Annotated in this window: 17 protein-coding genes; 6 read left to right on the top strand and 11 right to left on the bottom strand. The window is 62.4% G+C overall.

Annotated elements, in window-relative coordinates; all coding sequences use genetic code 11:
* Window positions 1-37: 37 nt before the first annotated feature.
* Complete coding sequence (locus tag ATH90_RS21080; RefSeq protein ID WP_034108175.1) at window positions 38-787, bottom strand: substrate-binding periplasmic protein; 750 nt, start codon at window positions 785-787, stop codon at window positions 38-40.
* Window positions 788-920: 133 nt separating this feature from the next.
* Here ATH90_RS21080 and dnaX point away from each other — a divergent pair, with 133 nt between their 5' ends.
* The 5 genes from dnaX to ATH90_RS21055 all read left to right on the top strand — a co-directional run bounded on the left by dnaX (window position 921) and on the right by ATH90_RS21055 (window position 6,442).
* Window positions 921-2,975: a DNA polymerase III subunit gamma/tau gene (dnaX, locus tag ATH90_RS21075; protein ID WP_098467196.1), complete on the top strand. Its 2,055-nt coding sequence runs from the start codon at window positions 921-923 to the stop codon at window positions 2,973-2,975.
* Window positions 2,976-3,018: 43 nt separating this feature from the next.
* Window positions 3,019-3,357, top strand: a complete 339-nt coding sequence (locus ATH90_RS21070) for a YbaB/EbfC family nucleoid-associated protein (protein ID WP_003175481.1) — start codon at window positions 3,019-3,021, stop codon at window positions 3,355-3,357.
* A 133-nt stretch (window positions 3,358-3,490) separates the two neighbouring features.
* Window positions 3,491-4,525, top strand: coding sequence for an NADP-dependent oxidoreductase (locus ATH90_RS21065; RefSeq protein WP_034108171.1), 1,035 nt, complete (start codon window positions 3,491-3,493; stop codon window positions 4,523-4,525).
* Window positions 4,526-4,590: 65 nt separating this feature from the next.
* Entirely contained in the window at window positions 4,591-5,193 is a 603-nt protein-coding gene (gene recR, locus ATH90_RS21060) for a recombination mediator RecR (RefSeq protein WP_034108170.1), read from the top strand.
* A 100-nt stretch (window positions 5,194-5,293) separates the two neighbouring features.
* Window positions 5,294-6,442, top strand: a complete 1,149-nt coding sequence (locus ATH90_RS21055; RefSeq protein WP_034108168.1) for an acyl-CoA dehydrogenase family protein — start codon at window positions 5,294-5,296, stop codon at window positions 6,440-6,442.
* Window positions 6,443-6,557: 115 nt separating this feature from the next.
* On the opposite strand, the gene ATH90_RS21050 is transcribed toward ATH90_RS21055, so the two are convergent.
* Together ATH90_RS21050 and fnr are read right to left on the bottom strand one after the other, a co-directional pair.
* Window positions 6,558-7,106 (bottom strand): adenine phosphoribosyltransferase, encoded by a 549-nt coding sequence (locus ATH90_RS21050; protein ID WP_046035975.1) that lies wholly within the window; start codon window positions 7,104-7,106, stop codon window positions 6,558-6,560.
* A gap of 91 nt (window positions 7,107-7,197) precedes the next feature.
* The gene (gene fnr, locus ATH90_RS21045) at window positions 7,198-7,932 is read right to left on the bottom strand and encodes a fumarate/nitrate reduction transcriptional regulator Fnr (RefSeq protein WP_015885309.1); all 735 of its coding nucleotides are present in this window, start codon (window positions 7,930-7,932) and stop codon (window positions 7,198-7,200) included.
* Window positions 7,933-8,085: 153 nt separating this feature from the next.
* Here fnr and ATH90_RS21040 point away from each other — a divergent pair, with 153 nt between their 5' ends.
* A complete protein-coding gene (locus ATH90_RS21040; RefSeq protein ID WP_069077989.1) occupies window positions 8,086-8,553 on the top strand; it encodes a hypothetical protein in 468 nt (155 codons plus the stop codon).
* Window positions 8,554-8,560: 7 nt separating this feature from the next.
* Here the strand turns inward: ATH90_RS21040 and hemN are convergent, their stop codons facing one another.
* From hemN to ATH90_RS21000, 8 genes are all read right to left on the bottom strand, one after another.
* Complete coding sequence (gene hemN / locus ATH90_RS21035) at window positions 8,561-9,943, bottom strand: oxygen-independent coproporphyrinogen III oxidase (RefSeq protein ID WP_069077988.1); 1,383 nt, start codon at window positions 9,941-9,943, stop codon at window positions 8,561-8,563.
* Window positions 9,944-10,046: 103 nt separating this feature from the next.
* Window positions 10,047-10,730, bottom strand: coding sequence for a sulfite exporter TauE/SafE family protein (locus tag ATH90_RS21030; protein WP_034108160.1), 684 nt, complete (start codon window positions 10,728-10,730; stop codon window positions 10,047-10,049).
* The gene (gene ccoS, locus ATH90_RS21025; protein WP_034108158.1) at window positions 10,723-10,941 is read right to left on the bottom strand and encodes a cbb3-type cytochrome oxidase assembly protein CcoS; all 219 of its coding nucleotides are present in this window, start codon (window positions 10,939-10,941) and stop codon (window positions 10,723-10,725) included. Before ccoS ends, ATH90_RS21030 begins: the two co-directional genes overlap by 8 nt.
* A gap of 22 nt (window positions 10,942-10,963) precedes the next feature.
* Window positions 10,964-13,414 carry a heavy metal translocating P-type ATPase gene (locus ATH90_RS21020; RefSeq protein ID WP_098467195.1) on the bottom strand — a complete coding sequence of 817 codons (2,451 nt, stop codon included), beginning with the start codon at window positions 13,412-13,414 and terminating at the stop codon, window positions 10,964-10,966.
* 114 nt (window positions 13,415-13,528) lie between these two features.
* Window positions 13,529-14,068 (bottom strand): FixH family protein, encoded by a 540-nt coding sequence (locus ATH90_RS21015; protein WP_034108154.1) that lies wholly within the window; start codon window positions 14,066-14,068, stop codon window positions 13,529-13,531.
* A gap of 16 nt (window positions 14,069-14,084) precedes the next feature.
* The gene (gene ccoG, locus ATH90_RS21010) at window positions 14,085-15,500 is read right to left on the bottom strand and encodes a cytochrome c oxidase accessory protein CcoG (RefSeq protein WP_034108151.1); all 1,416 of its coding nucleotides are present in this window, start codon (window positions 15,498-15,500) and stop codon (window positions 14,085-14,087) included.
* A gap of 321 nt (window positions 15,501-15,821) precedes the next feature.
* Window positions 15,822-16,799, bottom strand: a complete 978-nt coding sequence (ccoP, locus tag ATH90_RS21005) for a cytochrome-c oxidase, cbb3-type subunit III (protein WP_034108149.1) — start codon at window positions 16,797-16,799, stop codon at window positions 15,822-15,824.
* Window positions 16,796-16,981, bottom strand: a complete 186-nt coding sequence (locus tag ATH90_RS21000) for a CcoQ/FixQ family Cbb3-type cytochrome c oxidase assembly chaperone (RefSeq protein WP_016775513.1) — start codon at window positions 16,979-16,981, stop codon at window positions 16,796-16,798. The genes ccoP and ATH90_RS21000 overlap by 4 nt, the downstream gene beginning before the upstream one ends.
* Window positions 16,982-16,983 lie beyond the last annotated feature (2 nt).

The raw sequence follows: 16,983 nt of genomic DNA, 5'->3' as shown, positions 1-16,983 counted from the left end.
GTTTGATTGAGGGCGCCGAGTCTATAAGGCGGTGCTGTCAGTTCCTGTCAGGAGTCTCACCGGTGTAGAGCTGGATGATCTGGTCGATTTCGCCCGACATCTTCATCCGCAGCAAGGTGCGCAGGATTTGCTGCACCGGCACGTCCGGGTCATTGCGCACGGTGCAGCCGAGGTTCTGCTCATCGATCACCGCGACCTTGTGCAGCCGTTTGCCCACTGGCATCCGCTGGTTGAAGCGGTCGAGGATCCATTCATTGGTCACGGCAAACTTGAAGCGCCCAGCCACCAGTTTGTGCAGCACCTGCTCTTCGCTGCGGGCATCGTCGCGGCTGAGTTGGCCGCTGGCAAACAGCGGTTCGAGGGTGGCATAGCGGTAATTGAGCACCGTGCCGATGGCTTGTGGTGCCAGTTTGCCGACCTGCACCGGCTGCGGGGGAATGTGGGTGCTGACCAACAGGTTGCGCTGCACCATCAAGGGAAGGCTCCAGGTGTAATCACCGGACAGGTTGTCGACCCAGGCCTGGGTGACATAACAGCGCACATCGATGTCGCCGTGCTGCATGGCGCCCGCGATACGCGCCCGCGCCAGTACATGGAATTGCGCGGGTCGACCGACCTGGGTGGCCAGGCTCAACATCAGGTCATACAAAATACCCTGGGTAGGCCGGCCGTCTTCCAGTTGCACCATGGGCATGGCCCAGCTGTCGGAAACCGAGAAGCGCAACGGTGCAGGCGCTGCGAGGCAAGCCGCGGTGATCATCCATAAAGCGCCCAGGACTACGCGCATACACACTCCGGGTTCAGGCCTTTTTGGGGCCAACCACGCAAGCTTAGTCAGATTAGGCGAGCGTGCCGGATGCAATTTCCCCCTTGCTCCGCTAGCATTACCGGCTCCCGCTTCCCAGTTGCGACGGTTTTCGATGAGTTATCAGGTTCTTGCACGTAAATGGCGTCCGCGCTCGTTCCGCGAAATGGTCGGCCAGACCCATGTGCTCAAGGCTCTGATCAATGCCTTGGACAGCCAACGGCTGCACCATGCCTACCTGTTCACCGGTACCCGGGGCGTGGGCAAGACCACCATTGCGCGCATCATCGCCAAATGCCTGAACTGTGAAACCGGTATCACGTCGACGCCGTGCGGCACCTGCTCGGTGTGCAAGGAAATCGACGAAGGGCGCTTTGTCGACCTGATCGAAATCGACGCCGCGAGCCGTACCAAGGTCGAAGACACTCGCGAGCTGCTCGACAACGTGCAATACGCGCCCAGCCGTGGCCGCTTCAAGGTCTACCTGATCGACGAAGTGCACATGTTGTCGAGCCATTCCTTCAACGCCTTGTTGAAAACCCTGGAAGAGCCGCCGCCCTACGTCAAATTCATCCTGGCCACCACTGACCCGCAGAAACTTCCTGCAACGATTCTGTCGCGGTGCCTGCAGTTTTCCCTGAAAAACATGACCCCCGAGCGGGTTGTCGAGCATTTGACCCACGTGCTGGGTGTCGAGAACGTACCGTTCGAAGACGACGCACTGTGGTTGCTCGGCCGCGCCGCCGATGGCTCGATGCGTGATGCCATGAGCCTCACCGACCAGGCCATCGCCTTTGGTGAAGGCAAGGTCATGGCCGCCGACGTGCGCGCCATGCTCGGGACCCTGGACCACGGCCAGGTGTTCGACGTGTTGCACGCGCTGATCGAAGGCGACGCCAAGGCGTTGCTTGAAGCCGTGCGTCACCTGTCGGAGCAAGGCCCGGACTGGAATGGCGTGCTCTCGGAAATCCTCAATGTGCTGCACCGCGTTGCTATCGCCCAGGCCCTGCCTGAAGGGGTCGACAACGGCCATGGCGACCGCGACCGCGTGCTGGCCCTGGCGCAGGCGTTGCCGGCCGAAGATGTGCAGTTCTACTACCAGATGGGCCTGATTGGTCGCCGCGACCTGCCCCTGGCGCCCGACCCGCGCGGGGGCTTCGAAATGGTGCTGCTGCGAATGCTGGCCTTCCGGCCCGCCGACGCGCCCGATGCGCCGAGACAGCCGCTAAAGCCAGTGGGGATCAGCCAGGCCACAGTTGATTCCGCCAAACCAGTGGCTGGCGCGGCAGTGGCTGCGCCAGTGGCGGCTGCGCCGACGCCTGTCGCTGCGCTGGCTGAGCCTGAGCCTGTCGCTGCTGCGCCAGTGGTCGAGCCTGAGCCAGCGAGTGAGCCTGAGCCGGTCGTCGACCTGCCCTGGAATGATCCGGTAGAGGCGGACGTCGACGTCGAGTTGGCGCCGGCCGTGGAGCCTGTGCTGGAAACCAGCGGTGAGCAGCCCGAACTGACGCCGATGCCCACGCCGACCCCGGACAGCGTAGTGCCGGATGCTCCCGAGTGGGTGTCTGCACCGGTTCCCGAGCCCACCGTGGCTCAGGTGGAAGCCGCCACGCCGGGTATCGACCTCGACGACGAACCGCCGCTGGACGAAGACTACATCGAGCCGGACATGGATTCCGCCTACAGCTACCTGGACGACCTGGCCAGCGAACACACCGCCGAACCGGCCCCCGAGCCCGAGGCGGAACCCGCTGCAGCCCCGGCCACCGGCCTGGCCCTGCAATGGCTGGAGCTGTTCCCCAAATTGCCGATTTCCGGCATGACCGGCAGCATCGCCGCCAACTGCACACTGATCTCCATCGAGGGCGACCACTGGCTGTTGCACCTGGACCCGGCCCACAGCGCCCTGTTCAACGCCACCCAGCAGCGCCGCCTCAACGATGCGCTTAACCAGTACCATGAGCGCCCGCTGACCATCACCATCGAGCTGATCAAGCCCGAGCAGGAAACCCCGGCCCAGGCCGCGACCCGTCGACGTATCAACCGTCAGCGTGAGGCCGAGGATTCGATCCAGGGTGATCCGCTCATCCAGCAAATGATGCAACAGTTCGGTGCGGTCGTCCGTCACGATACTATTGAACCTGTCGAAGCCCCGGTGCCCCAGGCGTCATGAAACCGGGCTATTAATTGATCCACGTACTTTTGAGGTGATTCCCATGATGAAAGGTGGCATGGCCGGCCTGATGAAGCAGGCACAGCAGATGCAGGAAAAGATGGCCAAGATGCAGGAAGAACTGGCCAACGCCGAAGTCACCGGTAAAGCCGGTGGCGATATGGTCAGCGTCGTGATGACCGGTCGTCACGACATCAAGCGCGTGAGCATCGACCCAAGCGTCTTGCCAGGCGTTGGCGAAGATGACCTGGAAATGCTCGAGGCGCTGTTCGCCGCGGCCGTCAACGACGCCGTGCGCAAGATCGAAGCCAACAGCCAGGAAAAAATGGGCGGCGTGACCGCTGGCATGCAACTGCCACCGGGCATGAAACTGCCGTTCTGATGGGTGAGCGTTAGCTAGACTCCAATGCCAGGCCTCGTGCCTGGCATTTTTGTTTGTGCCAATTGGATCGAACCCTGGCACGTCACGCATGGTCTGCACCCTATACCGACGCATTCGATAAAGGAGCCCCTTCATGCCTCAAGAACCGACCCTGAACCAGCGCATTGTCCTGGTTTCACGCCCCCAAGGCGCACCGACCCCGGAGAATTTCCGCCTGGAGCGCGTCAATCTGCCGGAGCTCGCAGACGGCCAGGTCCTGCTGAAAACCCTGTACCTTTCCCTCGACCCCTACATGCGTGGACGTATGAGCGATGCACCGTCCTACGCAGCCCCGGTGGAGATCGACGAGGTGATGACCGGCGGGGCTGTCAGCCGTATCGAGCAATCACGTAATCCAAAATTCGAAGTGGGCGACCTGGTGGTCGGCTCTACCGGCTGGCAAAGCCACAGCATTTCCGATGGTCGCAACCTGATGCCCGTGCCCAATGGGCTGGCCAGCCCGTCAATGGCCTTGGGCGTGCTGGGCATGCCGGGGATGACCGCCTACATGGGCCTGATGGACATCGGCCAGCCCAAGGATGGGGAAACCTTGGTGGTGGCAGCCGCGTCCGGTGCAGTGGGCTCAGTGGTGGGGCAGGTGGCCAAGCTCAAGGGCCTGCGCGTCGTCGGGATCGCGGGGGGCGCCGAGAAATGCCGCTATGTGGTGGACGAACTGGGCTTCGATGCCTGCGTCGACCACAAGAGCGCGACCTTTGCCGATGATCTGGCCCTGGCGTGCTTCAAGGGCGTCGATATCTATTATGAAAACGTCGGCGGCAAGGTGTTCGATGCGGTGGTGCCGCTGCTCAACCCCAAGGCGCGCATTCCACTGTGCGGCCTGATCGCCGGGTACAACGCCCATGAAGCGCCCAGCGGGCCTGACCGCTTGCCGGCGCTGCAGCGCACGCTGTTGACCAAGCGAGTGCGCATCCAGGGCTTTATCGTCTTCGATGACTACGGTGACCGCCAGCCCGAGTTCCTCAGCGCCATGGCGCCGTGGGTGCGGGACGGCAAGATCAAGTTCCGCGAAGACGTGGTGGACGGCCTCGAGCAGGCGCCCGAAGCCTTTATCGGTTTGCTGGAAGGGCGCAACTTCGGCAAGTTGGTGGTGCGCGTCGCGCAGGATTGAGGATTTGACGCTAATCCGGGGCGCGGGTATAAACCGCGTCTCGTTGTTTTGTCGGACCATTGCCCATGAGCTTCAGCCCCCTGATTCGCCAACTGATCGACGCCCTGCGCACATTGCCGGGCGTGGGTCAGAAAACCGCCCAGCGTATGGCGCTGCAATTGCTCGAGCGTGACCGCAGTGGCGGCACTCGGTTGGCCCAGGCCCTCAGCCAGGCCATGACCGGGGTAGGGCACTGCCGCCAGTGCCGCACCCTTACTGAGGAAGAACTCTGCCCGCAATGCGCCGACCCGCGCCGTGACGACACGCTGCTGTGCGTAGTGGAAGGGCCGATGGATGTCTACGCGGTCGAGCAGACCGGCTATCGCGGGCGCTACTTCGTGCTCAAGGGTCACCTGTCGCCGTTGGACGGCCTGGGCCCTGAAGCCATCGGCATTCCGCAGCTGGTGGCTCGCATCGAAGAACAGGGCTCGTTTACCGAGGTGATCCTGGCCACCAACCCGACGGTGGAAGGTGAGGCGACCGCGCATTACATCGCCCAATTGCTGACCAACAAAGGCTTGATCACCTCGCGCATTGCCCACGGCGTACCGCTAGGTGGCGAGTTGGAAATGGTGGACGGTGGGACGCTGGCGCATTCCTTTGCCGGACGTAAACCGATCGCGCTCTAAAGAACACGGCAACACACAGGTGGGCGGCGGGTTTTGTAGGGGGGTTGATAACCAAGCAAGCGCTTGGTAAGTTCGCTCCATCTCGCCATGGAGCTTGCCGATGTCTGCCTATCAGGACTACTTCGACCCCAGCCACCAATTGGTCCGCGACAGCGTGCGTCGCTTTGTCGAGCGCGAGATGTTGCCGGGCATCGAGCAGTGGGAGGAGGCGCACAGTTTCCCGCGGGAGCTGTACCTCAAGGCCGGCGCGGCGGGGATCCTTGGTATTGGTTATCCCGAAGCCCTGGGAGGAAGCCATGGAGGTGACTTGTTCGCCAAGGTGGCCGCCAGCGAGGAGTTGATGCGCTGTGGCTCGGGCGGTGTCGTGGCGGGGCTGGGCTCCTTGGATATCGGCCTGCCGCCGATCGTCAAATGGGCCCGGCCCGAGGTGCGCGAGCGCGTGGCGCCCCAGGTGTTGTCGGGCGAGAAGATCATCGCCCTGGCGGTCACTGAACCGGGCGGTGGTTCCGATGTGGCCAGCCTGCAGACCCGCGCCATTCGCGACGGTGACCATTACCGCGTCAGCGGCAGCAAGACGTTCATCACCAGCGGTATCCGCGCCGATTTCTACACCGTGGCCGTACGTACTGGCGGGCCGGGCTTTGCCGGTATCAGCTTGCTGCTGATCGAAAAAGACACCCCCGGTTTCAACGTGGGCCAGCCGTTGAAGAAAATGGGCTGGTGGGCGTCGGACACGGCTGAATTATTCTTCGACGATTGCCGGGTGCCCGTAGGCAATTTGATCGGCGCTGAGAACATGGGCTTTGCCTGCATCATGGGCAACTTCCAGAGCGAACGCCTGGCCCTGGCCCTGATGGCCAACATGACCGCGCAGTTGGCCCTGGAGGAAAGTCTCAAATGGGCCACCCAGCGCGAAGCTTTCGGTAAGCCCATCGGCAAATTCCAGGTGATCAAGCATCGCCTGGCAGAGATGGCGACCGCCGTGGAAGTCTCCCGCGAATTCACCTACCGGCAGGCGGCAAAAATGGCCGCCGGCATCAGCGTGATCAAGGAGATCTCCATGGCCAAGAACCTCGCCACCGACACCGCTGATCGCGTCACCTACGACGCCGTGCAGATCCTCGGTGGGCAGGGTTATATGCGCGGTAACCTGGTGGAGCGGTTGTATCGGGATAACCGCATCCTGTCGATTGGCGGGGGGACGCGGGAGGTGATGAACGAGATCATCAGTAAGCAGATGGGGTTGTAATCCTTGCTGGTCTTTCGGGCCTCATCGCAGGCAAGCCAGCTCCCACAGTTTGATTGATGAACACCGTTAACTGTGGGAGCGGGCTTGCCTGCGATGAGGCCAGCCCTGGCGACCCTTACCGTTCAGTCAATGCAAACTGCGTCAAACAAAACGTCGGAATCCCCATGTCTTCCAGGCGTTGCGAACCCCCCAGCTCCGGCAGGTCGATGATCGCCGCCGCTTCGAAGATCTTTGCCCCCATGCGCCGCACCAGGTTCGCCGCCGCGATCAGGGTGCCGCCCGTGGCAATCAAATCATCGAACATCAATACCGAGTCGCCCTCGCACAGGCTGTCAGCATGCACTTCCAGGAAGGCCTCGCCGTACTCGGTCTGGTAACCCTCGGCCAGTACGTCCGCTGGCAGCTTGCCCTGCTTGCGGAACAGGATCAGCGGCTTGTTCAGTTGATAGGCGATGATCGAGCCGATCAGGAAACCGCGCGCATCCATCGCGCCGATATGGGTGAAATCGGCTTCGACATAACGCTGGGCAAAGCTGTCCGCCACCAGGCGCAGGGCGCGGGGCGATTGGAACAGGGGCGTGATGTCACGGAAGATCACCCCAGGCTTGGGGAAGTCGATGACAGGGCGGATCAGGGATTTGATGTCGAACGAATCGAAGGTCATCGTCGAAGAGTCCTGGGGCTGGAAACGGACTCGAAGTATACCTGCGGCCTCGCCGATTGGCGCGCCGCAGGTGCCGGGCCCCGCCGCTCTCTTAACCTTCGAGCGAACCACCCGCCAGCGCGCACAGCTGGATCGGGTCGAGGATATGCACTTCCTTGCCTTCGGCGGCCAGCAGTGCGTTTTGCTGGAAGCGGGTAAACACGCGGGACACGGTTTCTACCGCGAGGCCCAGGTAGTTGCCGATTTCATTGCGCGACATGCTCAAGCGGAACTGATTGGCCGAGAACCCACGGGCACGGAACCGCGCCGACAAGTTGACCAGGAAGGTCGCGATGCGTTCATCGGCGGTTTTTTTCGACAACAGCAGCATCATTTGCTGGTCATCGCGAATCTCGCGGCTCATGACGCGCATCAACTGGCGGCGCAGTTGCGGCAATTGAAGCGCCAGTTCGTCCAGGCGCTCAAAGGGTATTTCGCACACCGAGGTGGTCTCCAGCGCCTGGGCCGACACCGGGTGAATCTCGGTGTCCATGCCCGACAACCCCACCAGTTCGCTGGGCAGATGGAACCCGGTGATCTGCTCCTCGCCGCCGTCGCTCAGGCTGAATGTCTTCAGCGCACCCGAACGTACTGCATAAACGGAATCGAACTTGTCGCCCTGGCGAAACAGAAACTCGCCTTTTTTCAGCGGGCGACCGCGTTTAACGATCTCGTCCAGCGCATCCATGTCTTCCAAATTCAACGAAAGTGGCAAGCAGAGGGGGGCCAGGCTGCAATCCTTGCAATGAGCCTGGCTGTGAGCGCGCAGTTTAACTGGCTCGGACATTTCTTAGATCCTTGTGGGAAAACACACATAAGACGTAAGGGTAACGCACCGGGGGGCGCTGAGGCCAGCGTGTACAAAAAACCGGCAGCGGTATAAAGCTTTTTGTATCAGGGTCGATACAGACGTGTACCTCAATAATCCAGGGCTCGGATCATGCTTTCCATCGGTGGTGTTAACCCCTCAAGTGTTCATATTCCTACAGTGCCGGACCCGAAAAAGGACGCGGTGGAAGAAGACGCTGGCAATCCATTGGCCCCACAGGCCGACGCCAAGCCGGTCGAGGGTGTCGCGGTGACGATTTCCAGTGCCGGCTTCCAGGCTGCCAAGAATGATTCCAATAAAGACATCGACGACAGCAACCTCAAGGACAACGTCAAGCAGTTGCTGAAAATGATCCGTGAGTTGAAAAAACAGATCGCGGATAAAATGGCCGAGATCGCTGCGGCCCAGGCCGACACCTCCATGAGTCCGGAGCAGCGCATGACTCGGGTGGGTAACCTGCAGTCGGCGTTGGCGATGCTGCAGAGCAGCCTGACGATGGCCCAGTTGCAACTGGGCAAGGCCATGAAAGACGAGCCCGCCGAGTCGCAGATGGAGGCCATGAGCCTGGCGTCGCGGTAACGCCGGCTCAAATCACCCGTGAAAATCGCTGCCTGTTCTGGTGCTCCAGGTAGGCATCGAACACCATGCACACCGAACGCACCAGCAACCGCCCAGCCGGCAGCACACGAATGCCCTGGGCGTCGAGTTCGATCAGGCCATCCTGGGCCATGACCTCGAGTTGCGGCCAGATGTCGTCAAAGTAGCCGCGAAAATCAATGGTGAAGGCCTGCTCGATCGCCTCGAATGCCAGGCTGAAATTACAGATCAACTGCTGAATCACCGCCCGTCGCAACCGATCGTCCGTGGTGCAGACCAGGCCACGACTGGTGGCCAGCTGTGCGCCGGCCAGGGTGTTCTGGTAGCCGTTGAGGTCGCTGCTGTTCTGGCAGTACAGGTTGCCGATCTGGCTGATCGCCGACACCCCGAGCCCGATCAGATCGCAATGCCCGTGCGTGGTATAGCCCTGGAAGTTGCGTTGCAGGGTGCCTTCTTCCTGGGCCACCGCCAGCTCGTCGTCCGGCAGAGCGAAGTGGTCCATGCCGATGTAGCGGTAGCCGGCCTGGGTCAGTTGCTCGATGGTGGTTTGCAGCATCAGGAGTTTTGACGCCGGGGACGGCAGTTCGTCGGTGTTGATGCGCCGCTGGGGCATGAAGCGCTCCGGCAGGTGGGCGTAGTTGAACACTGACAAGCGGTCCGGTTGCAGCCTGATCACCTCTTCCACGGTGCGCGCGAAGTTGATCGGCGTTTGCTTGGGCAGGCCGTAGATCAGGTCGATATTGATCGAGCGAAATTGCAGGGTGCGCGCCGCATCGATCACCGCGCGGGTTTCCTCCAGGCTTTGCAGGCGATTGACGGCCCGTTGCACCTCGGGGTCGAGATCCTGGAGGCCGATGCTCACGCGGTTGAAACCCAGCTCACGCAGCAGGCCCATGGTGGCCCAGTCCGCCTCGCGAGGGTCGATCTCGATGCCGTAGTCGCCGGAGTCGTCGTCCAGCAGGTTGAAATGCTGGCGCAGGCAGTTCATGACCTGGCGCAGTTCGTCGTGGCTGAGAAAGGTCGGGGTGCCGCCGCCAAAGTGCAGCTGTTCCACCCGCTGTTTAGGGTCGAGGTGGCAGGCCACCAGCTGGATTTCCTGCTCCAGGCGTTGCAGGTAGGCCTGGGCGCGGCCACGGTCCTTGGTGACGACCTTGTTGCAGGCGCAGTAGTAGCAGATGTTCGCGCAGAACGGCACATGCACGTACAGCGACAGGGGCCTTACGGCCTTGCGGCTGTCGCGCAGGGCGTGGAGCAGGTCGAACGTGCCGACCTGGCTGTCGAATTGTACGGCGGTGGGGTAGGACGTGTAGCGCGGTCCCGCGAGGTCGTAGCGGTGAATCAGATTGGCGTCCCAACGAATGGCGTCGAGCATGCGGGCGTTCCCCCGGATAGGCTAGTGGGCCGAGTCTAGGGGCGCGCCGCAGGTGGCATGTTGATTTGCATCAACGGGGAGCGGCGCTATGCCACAGGGTGATTCAGTGGCCCATCAACCAGTGCTGGTGCGGCCCGGGTAACGTCCAGATACCGAAGAGTATGACCAGCAAGCCGCCAGCCACGCGTACGCTGCGTTTGCGGAGCAGCGCCGTCACCCGCTCGGCGGCCAAGCCCGTCGCCAGCAATACCGGCCAGGTACCCAAGCCGAATGCCAGCATCAGCAACCCGCTGTCCAGTGCATTGCCCTGGCTCGCCGCCCACAGCAACGTGCTGTAGACCAACCCGCACGGCAACCAACCCCATAGCGCGCCCAGCAGCAATGCGCGCGGCAGGCTGGACACCGGCAGCAAACGGGTGGCGACGGGCTGTATATAGCGCCACAGGCCGCGCCCGAGGCTTTCGATACGGGTGAGGCCGCTCCACCAGCCGGCGAGGTACAGGCCCATGCTGATCAGCAGCAGCCCGGCCAGTACGCGCATGAACATCGCCGCCGGGCTGTTCGCCACCGCCCAGCCGGCCAAACCGATCAACACGCCGGCCGCGGCATAACTGAGGATGCGCCCCAGGTTGTAGGCCAGCAGCAGTTGAAACCTGCGGCCGCGCTGTTCCTTGGGGATCGCCAGGGTCAGTGCACCCATCAACCCGCCGCACATGCCCAGGCAATGCCCGCCGCCCAGCAGGCCAAGGATCAGTGCGGAGACCAGCAGCGGCGCCAGTTCAAGCATGGGGTGGGTCTTTGGGCTTGGGCGGGTGTTCGGCGTCGTTGGCTTCGTCGATGGCGGCCAGATGGTTAGGGTCCTGGTCGTCGAACAGCACGCTGTGGGCCGGGCCGTCGAGGTCGTCGTACTGGCCGCTGTCCACTGCCCAGAAGAAGATGTAGATGGCCACGCCCACTAACAGCAGCGCCGCCGGAATCATCACGTATAAAGCTGGCATCTGCACTCCATGCCCGCGCGGTTCAAGCCGGCAGCGGGCGGGTTACTGAAGGGGCTCGGGCCACCGGCGCGCTCGGCAGGCGAGTCAGGCGCAGGGCGTTGAGTACCACGGTCAACGAACTGAGGGACATGCCGATCGCGGCCCAGATGGGGGTGATCCAGCCCAGGGCGGCAAACGGCAGCATAAGGCCATTGTACAGCCCGGCCCACAGCAGGTTTTCAATGATTACCCGGCGGGTGCGTCGCGCCAGGGTGAAAGCCTGTACCAAGGCATCCAGGCGGTTGGACAGCAACACCGCGTCGGCGCTGGTCTTGGCCAGGTCGGTGGCCGTGCCCATGGCCACGCTGATATCGGCTGCGGCCAGTACCGGCACATCGTTGACCCCGTCGCCGAGCATCAGCACCTTGCGGCCTTCCTTGTGCAGTCGTTGCAGCACCTGCAGCTTGTCATCGGGGCGCAAGCCGCCGTGGGCTTCATCGATCCCCAGCTCAGCGGCGACACTGGCGACCATCGGCGAACTGTCCCCGGACAGCAGCAGCGTGCGCCATCCGCGCGCCTTGCACGCGGCCAGCAATGCGGGCGCGTCGCAGCGCAGGCGGTCGTCGAGCACAAACCAGGCCAGGGCGCCTTCGCGGTCGCCGAGCAGCAGCCATTGGCCAGAGACCTCCGGCGCTGCGGGAATCGGGCAGCCACTGAGTGCGCAGACGAAACCCGGTTGACCAATGCGCAGGAGACGCTCACCCACGCGGCCTTCCAGGCCAAGCCCAGGCGAACTGAGCACCTCATCGGCGACCAGCGGTGCGCGGCCAAAGGCGCGGGCAATCGGGTGTTCGGAACGATGTTCCAGGGCGGCGGCGAGGCTCAGGCACAGGTCAGTGCTCAACGCGCCCAAGGGGCGGATGGCGCGCAACGCCAGGCGTCCTTCCGTGAGGGTGCCGGTCTTGTCGAAAATCACCGTGTCGATCTGGTTCAGCCCTTCCAGCACATGACCACGGGTCAGGAGCAGCCCGAGTTTGTGCAAGGTGCCGGTGGCGGCGGTGAGGGCGGTGGGGGTGGCCAGGGACAATGCACACGGGCAGGTCGCCACCAGCATTGCCAGCACAATCCAGAACGCCCGTGACGCGTCCAGCTCCCACCACAGCAAGCCGATCAGGGCGGCGGCAATCAGCGAGCACAACAGGAACCACTGCGCGGCGCGGTCAGCGATCTGCGCCAGGCGTGGTTTCTCGGCCTGGGCCCGTTCCAGCAGGCGCACGATGGCGGACAATCGCGTTTCATGGCCCAAGGCACGCACTTCGACGGTCAGGGCCCCCTCGACATTCAGCGTGCCCGCCGTGACTGCGTCACCGGTCTGGCGCGGTTGTGGCAGGTACTCACCGGTGAGCAGGGATTCGTCGATGCTCGATTGGCCGTCGAGGATCACCCCGTCCGCCGGCAGCACGGCGCCCGGATGCACCAGGACGCGGTCACCCAGCACCAGTTCCGGGAGCAGGATGCGTTCACTTTGGCCATCGGTCTTGAGCCGCAGGCACGAGGCGGGCAGCAGGTTCACCAACTGCGCGGTGGCGGCGGCCGTGCGCTCTCTGGCCCGGCGCTCAAGGTAACGACCGGCCAGCAGGAACAGCGCAAACATGCCCACTGCATCGAAGTACAACTCACCCACGCCGGTGATCGCGGTCCAGATGCCCGCCAGGTAGGCGCCGCCAATGGCCAATGACACCGAGACATCCATGGTCAGGTGGCGCGTGCGCAGGTCGCGCAGGGCGCCCTTGAAGAACGGTGCGCAGCTGTAGAACACGATGGGTGTGGTAAGAAACATCGCCACCCAGCGCAGGATCACATGCAGCTCCGGGCTCAGGTCGATATTGAATTCCGGCCAGGTGGCCATGGTCGCCATCATGGCCTGGAACCACAGCAGGCCGGCCACGCCCAATTGACGCAGGGCCAGGCGGTTTTCACTGGCCAGTTGTTCGGCAGCGCGGTCCGCCTGATAGGGATGCGCGGCGTAACCGATATGGCGCAACTCGCTGAGCAACTGGCTCAGCGGCAGCTGCCCGTCCGCCCAGCGCACCTGCAAGCGATGGTTGGACAGGTTCAGCCGGGCCTCGGCCACGGCGGGCAGGCGGCGCAAGTGTTTTTCGATCAGCCAGCCGCAGGCGGCGCAGCTGATGCCTTCCATCAGCAAGGTGGCTTCAGCCAGTTCGCCGTCGTGGCGCACAAAGGGTTTTTGCACATCGGCGCGGTCATACAGCGCCAGCTCGTCCACCAGTTGCACCGGCAGCGTCTCGGGGTTGGCCGAGGCTTCGCTGCGGTGCTGGTAATAGCTTTCCAGGCCGCCGGCCACGATCGCTTCGGCCACGGCCTGGCAGCCGGGGCAGCACAGCTCGCGGTGTTCGCCGAGGATCACTGCGGTGAAACGGCTGCCTGGCGGGACGGGCAGGGCGCAGTGGTAGCAGGGGATTGGGCTGGTCATGGCTATGGATCTTAGTCGGCTGTTAGGGCCTCACCGCGGGCAAGCCCGGCTCCCACAGGGACCGTGATCCAGTGTGGCAGCGGGCCTGCCCGCGATGCGCGAAGCGCAGGCTTTTTACTTCTTCAGGTCTTCGGCGCCTTGCAACGGCTCATCACCCAGCAGCAAGTCCTTGTCGTGGCTGACCAGTTCTTCCTCGAACATGCGCCAGGTACGATCACCTTCCACACCGAGCAATTCGACGAAGCGCCGACCTTCGACCTTGTCGGTGACCTGGCCAATGTAGCGGCCGGGTTCGCTGTCACTGCGGGCCAGGTTGATCTTGCGATCCTTCTGCGGCTGGGTCGGGGAAATCAGGTTCAATTCCAACGTGGTCGGGTTGCTGTTGCCGGTGAGGTTCACCTCGACTTCACCGGTCAGCTCATCCAGGTGCACCTTGGCGCGCAATTGCAGGGTCTGGGCCAGCAGCTCGCGGTCCAGGGAGCGGTTGATGCCTTTGCCGGCCTCGTAGTAGTTGTCGTTGACCAGGTTGTCCGGGTTATTCACCGCAATGGTGACCATGGACAGGGTCAGCGTCACCGAGCAGGCCAGGATCCCGATGATGATCCAGGGCCAGAGGTGCTTGTACCAAGGGCTTGCGGCAGTTGCTACGGACATTGTTCGGTTCTCTTGATTAACGAACTTGCGGGCCGATGAATCGGCTCTTGGCTTCAATGTGGACGCTGGCGTCATCGGCATCGGTGAGGATGAATTTCACCTCGTTGGTGCTCGACGGCAATTGCTCCGGCGCACTCGACAGCTCCACCGGCATGCTGACGATATCTCCGGCAGCCACCTTGATCTCGCGGCGGCCTTGTAACTTGAGGTCGGGCAGGCCGGCGGCGTCGAGCACGTAGGTGTGGTCACGCTGGTCCTTGTTCATGATCTTCAGGCTGTACACGTTTTCGATCCGGCCTTCGGCGTTTTCGCGGTACAGCACACGGTCCTTGCTCACATCGAAACCCACCAGCGAGCGCATGAAGAAGGCCGCCACCAACAGGCTGATCATCGTCAGCAATACCAGGGCGTAGCCGATCAAGCGAGGACGCAGCTTGTGGGTTTTCTGCCCCGACAGGTTGTGTTCGGTGGTGTAGCTGATCAGGCCGCGTGGGTACTCCATCTTGTCCATGATGTTGTCACAGGCGTCGATACAGGCCGCGCAGCCGATGCACTCGATCTGCAGGCCGTCGCGGATATCGATACCGGTCGGGCACACCTGCACGCACATCGTGCAATCGATGCAATCGCCCAGGCCCTCGGCCTTGTAGTCAGTGCCTTTTTTGCGCGGGCCACGGACCTCACCACGGCGCGGGTCGTAGGAGACGATCAGGGTGTCTTTGTCGAACATCACGCTTTGGAAACGCGCATACGGGCACATGTAGATACACACCTGTTCGCGCAGCCAGCCGGCGTTGCCATAGGTGGCGAGGGTGAAGAAACCTACCCAGAAATACGACCAGCCATCGGCCTGGCCGGTGAAGAAGTCGAACACCAGTTCGCGGATCGGCGAAAAGTAGCCGACAAAGGTCATGCCGGTAGCAAAACCGATTAGCAGCCATAGGGTGTGCTTGCTGAATTTGCGCAGGAATTTGTTGGCACCCATCGGCGCTTTATCGAGCTTGATGCGTTGGTTGCGGTCGCCTTCAGTGACCTTTTCACACCACATGAAGATCCACGTCCACACGCTTTGCGGGCAGGTGTAACCGCACCACACGCGACCGGCGTACACGGTGATGAAGAACAGGCCAAACGCCGCAACAATAAGGATGCCCGAAAGCAGGATGAAGTCCTGGGGCCAGAACGTCGCGCCAAAAATAAAGAACTTACGCTCCGGCAAGTTCCACCACACGGCTTGGTGGCCGCCCCAGTTCAGCCACACCGTGCCGAAGTAGAGCAGGAACAGGCCGGCACCACCCAGCATGCGCAGATTGCGAAACAGGCCGGTGAAGGCGCGGGTGTAGATTTTCTCTCGTGACGCGTAGAGGTCGACGGATTGGCTCGCGTTTTTGGTAGGCGGGGTAACGTCGTGTACCGGTATTTGGTTGCTCATCATTGCATCCCACGGCGGTGGAGATTTGCCTCGGCCAGTACGTGCCAACCGGGGTCAAATTAGGGGTGTTGCAGTGGCCTAATGATACGCCCCCGGTGCTGCGCAAAGGGTGCGACCTTTGGTCGCGTTGGGGGAAATTAATTGATGGTGTATGTGATCTGGATCAATTGACTTGGGAAGTATGGACGGTTTTGGCGGTTGTGGTGGGCGGCAGAGCCTCGGTTACTTAAAACAAAGCCAGGCAAATGTGGGTCTGTGGTGTCTTCAAAAAAAGACCCTGCCAGCTACCGCTGGCAAGGCCAGTTTTCATTGCCGTTTGTCTTACTGCTCTTCGGCCTTCTTATCCCCATGGGACAAGCTGTAAACATACGCGGCCAGCAAGTGCACCTTGTCGTTCCCTTGCAGTTGCTCCTGCGCAGGCATCTGGCCCTGGCGGCCCCAACGGATGGTCTGCTGCAGTTGGGCGAAGCTGGAACCGTAGATGAAGGCGCCCGGGTGGGTCAGGTCGGGGGCGCCCATGGCGGGGGTGCCTTTGCCGGCCGGGCCGTGGCAGGCCACGCAGTTGGCGGCGAAGAGTTTCTCGCCGTTGGCAACGTCCGCCTTGACGCCTTCCGGCAGCTTGCGGCCGTCGAGGTTGGTGACGACGAACGCGGCCACATCGCTGACGCCTTGTTCCTTGAGGATATCCAGCCAGGCTGGCATCACCGCGTGGCGGCCCTTCATGATGGTTTCCTTGATGGTGGCCGGCTCGCCACCCCAACGCCAGTCGGCATCGGTCAGGTTAGGGAAGCCATAGGCGCCCTTGGCGTCGGAACCGTGGCACACCGAGCAGTTGGAGGCGAACAGGCGGCCACCCATCTTCAGGGCTTGCGGGTCCTTGGCCACTTCTTCAATCGGCATCGAGGCGAATTTGGCAAAGATCGGGCCGAACTTGGCGTCCGACCTGGCCATTTCCTTTTCCCATTCGTGCACGCCCGTCCAGCCGGTCTGGCCATTGGCGAAGGGGGTTTGCTTGTCGTTGTCGAGGTAGCCGTAGCCCGGCAGCAGGCCTTTCCAGTTGCCCAGGCCAGGGTACAGCGCCAGGTAGCCGAGGGCGAAGATGATGGTGCCGACGAACAGCATGAACCACCACTTGGGCAGCGGGTTGTCGTACTCCTCGATGCCGTCGAAGGAGTGGCCGACGGTTTCGTCGGTTTGCTCGGCGCGCTGGCCCTTGCGGGTGGACAGCAGCAGCCAGGTCAGGGCGAAGATGGTACCCAGACTGAGGACTGTGACGTACAGACTCCAGAACGTAGTCATTCTTTGTTACTCCTAGAAGCTTGCTCGACGTGCTTGATGGCTTCGGGATCATCCGCAAAGGGCAGCATGGTCGCGTCGTCAAACTCCGACTTGCGCTTGGGGCTGAACACCCACAACGCCAGGCCGATAAAGGCCACCATCACCACAACGGTGCCCAGGCCTCGAATCATCCCGATATCCATGT

The organism is Pseudomonas lurida (genome assembly GCF_002563895.1).
Lineage (GTDB): Bacteria > Pseudomonadota > Gammaproteobacteria > Pseudomonadales > Pseudomonadaceae > Aquipseudomonas > Aquipseudomonas lurida.
The sequence above is the reverse complement of the archived record's forward strand: the minus strand, read 5'-3'. Positions and strand labels throughout refer to the sequence as shown.